This window comes from Arthrobacter sp. SPT-J7, assembly GCF_059089965.1.
In genome coordinates this window covers 1-2,540 of sequence record NZ_JBNHFF010000337.1, presented here as the reverse complement: position 1 = coordinate 2,540, position 2,540 = coordinate 1, and the positions used below count along the sequence as shown (strand labels likewise).

Here is a 2,540-nt window from a genome sequence, read left to right as displayed (position 1 = left end):
ACTCGCACGCCTTTACGGGTGAGGCCTTGGACGAGGGCACGCAGGTCATCGAGGTTGCGGGCTGGCCGGTCCATGCTGTGCACCACCACGGTGTCCCCATTTCGGGCGACCGCAACAGTTCGGTCAGTTCTGGTCTTGTAGTGTCCCGGCCGGAAGCCTTGTCGATGAAGACCCGGTCCAGAACTTGGCCTTCGAGCTGTCGTTTCTCGTTCTGGTCCAGCGTGCTTACCCGCACGTACCCGATCCGCTGTCCCGCCACTGATCTATATAAGGGCAAATTCAGGTTCTTGCGTCCGAATGCAGCCACCGTCGCAAAGGTTGTCTGACCTGAGAAAACGCTGGCTTCGTCATGGAATGGGAGTTCTCGCAGCTACTTTTTACTTCCGTGCTTAATTACGATATGACACGGCGGAGCAGCTGGGGGGCGGAGGTCCGGCACCTCTACGAAGCCCGGATGAGCGATTACCTTAAGAAAATCATTCACGAGCAGAGCCTGAACACGCCCGCTAAGTATTGGAGCTGAGATGTCGAACCAACGGCCACCGACGAGGACGCCAGCAGGACCGTTCCGGATGAACTGGCAGCAGGGCGGACGCTGGGGTGATCCACGATGACCGCATGGCCCCAGGCAGACAAACCATCCGGCAAGATTACGCTCGTTCTCGATCAGCGCAGCACCCCCGATCCGGACGAGGACCTCCGCGATGGACTGTCCGCCATCGTTCGGCAGGGCGATCACCTCTGGGCCGCCAACGACGAAACGACCAGTCTGGAACGACTCACCATTGACGGCAACCAGGCCGGCGCTCATCGCAGTTTCGATCTCACCGGTTTCCTCGACCTGCCGGGCGAAGGGGAAATCGATATCGAAGGCCTCGACGTCGAAGATGACACGCTGTGGATACTCGGGTCCCACAGCGCGGCCCGCAAACGGGTCAAGGACAAGCACAACCCTGACAAGGCCCGCAAAGCCCTGGCAACAGTCAAGGTCAGCCAGCGACGATGCGTATTGGCCCGGCTCTCGACCACAACACTCCTTAGCCCAGGGGGCGGCCTCAACGGTGAGCAGCACCACCGCCCTGTGTTCGGCCCTGATGGGAGCAACGGCGGGGGTCTGCTGGATCTACTGTCCGATGACCCTCACCTTGGAGACTTCATACAGTCCCATCCGATCCCGGGCAAGGACAACGGGTTCGACTGCGAGGGCATCGCCGTTAGGGGTCACCGGGTGTTCATCGGCCTGCGCGGACCCGTACTGCGCGGATGGGCGGTGGTTCTCGAACTCGAAGCCGGCGACGGGCCAGGCATCGAGCCGCAGCCGATCGGCCCCGAGGGGCGCCGCTACCGCAAGCACTTTCTCGACCTGCGTGGTTTGGGGGTGCGGGATCTGTGCCGTCACGGAGATGACCTGCTCGTCCTGGCGGGACCGACTATGGAACTCGACGGCCGCACGGCCGTGTTCCGCTGGCGAAACGCGCTGACGTCGGAGGCCGAGGCCGTCCTGCACAAGGACGACTTGAGATGCGAACTCAACGTGCCGTTTGGACAGGGCAACGATCGGGCCGAAGGGATCACCATGCTCGAGGACGGCGAATCGGCCCTGGTGGTGTACGACTCTCCCGACGACAAACGCAAGACCGAACAACACGGCATCCATGCGGATGTCTTCCGCCTCAGGCAGTAACCAACCTGAACCTGCTGACCGCCATCCCCAAATAGCTACTTCAAACGCCGATAATGGAGATTCTGTCAAGCGAGTTGTGGGATGGCCCCTACCGACTGAATGTTCCAGCTGACGTATCCGAGTGCCTTCGCGAAATGCTATAGAGCGCGAATCAGCCTCCGACCTGCTGTCTGTAAGGTTGTGCAATGAGGCGTAAAGGCATGGTCACAGGGTGGTTAGCTATCGTGAACTTGCTTCTGGCGCTGGCTACGAATTTGGCCAGTTCCGCGCTTCCGGACGAACTGGCCATCCTCAAAAATCCAGCCATTGCCTGGGGTCTCTTCCTGGGATTGAGCGCAATGTTCTTCGTCTTGCAGTTGGTTGAGAGGCGGCGAGCTGGCCAGCAATCCCGAGCAGTTTCGAGCGCTATACCTCGAGATCCAACTAACCTCATTTTCCGCGAGGAGGAGACACAAATCCTAGAACAACTCGCTTCTCCCAATGCTTTCGTGAGTCTCTTAGGACCGCCGGGGATCGGCAAGACCGTGCTGGCGTCAAGGGTGGCCACCGCGATACAAAGAAACCCTGATTGGCAGGTGATTTGGTGGCTCGATGCGTCTTCGTACGCTGAAGTCGAAAAATACGTCCTCAGGCTCGGGCGCGCTCTATCGCATGTCTCGCCCACCCATACGAGCGCTGAGAAGGTTAAAGACCAGCTATCGTCCTACGACCAAGAAGTTCTACTAGTCCTTGATGGTGTGGCTGATTATGCCGACCTAAAGGACATCATCCCATCAGGTAAAACCATACATATCCTCGCGACGGGGAGATTGTCGTCGGGTTTGCCCTCCGACCGAGCGATTATGGTGGGCCCGCT

General features: G+C 59.5%; 2 protein-coding genes and 1 pseudogene. 2 read left to right on the top strand and 1 reads right to left on the bottom strand.

Features of this window, described 5'->3' with window-relative positions:
- Window positions 1-259, bottom strand: a pseudogene (locus tag AC5RWX_RS32315) (recombinase family protein); the annotation flags it as partial.
- A 351-nt stretch (window positions 260-610) separates the two neighbouring features.
- Between AC5RWX_RS32315 and AC5RWX_RS32310 the strand changes: the two are divergent.
- Both AC5RWX_RS32310 and AC5RWX_RS32305 read left to right on the top strand, forming a co-directional pair.
- Window positions 611-1,684 carry a DUF3616 domain-containing protein gene (locus AC5RWX_RS32310; protein WP_494100260.1) on the top strand — a complete coding sequence of 358 codons (1,074 nt, stop codon included), beginning with the start codon at window positions 611-613 and terminating at the stop codon, window positions 1,682-1,684.
- A gap of 224 nt (window positions 1,685-1,908) precedes the next feature.
- On the top strand, window positions 1,909-2,540 hold a 632-nt coding region (locus AC5RWX_RS32305; protein ID WP_494100259.1), incomplete at its 3' end, for an NB-ARC domain-containing protein.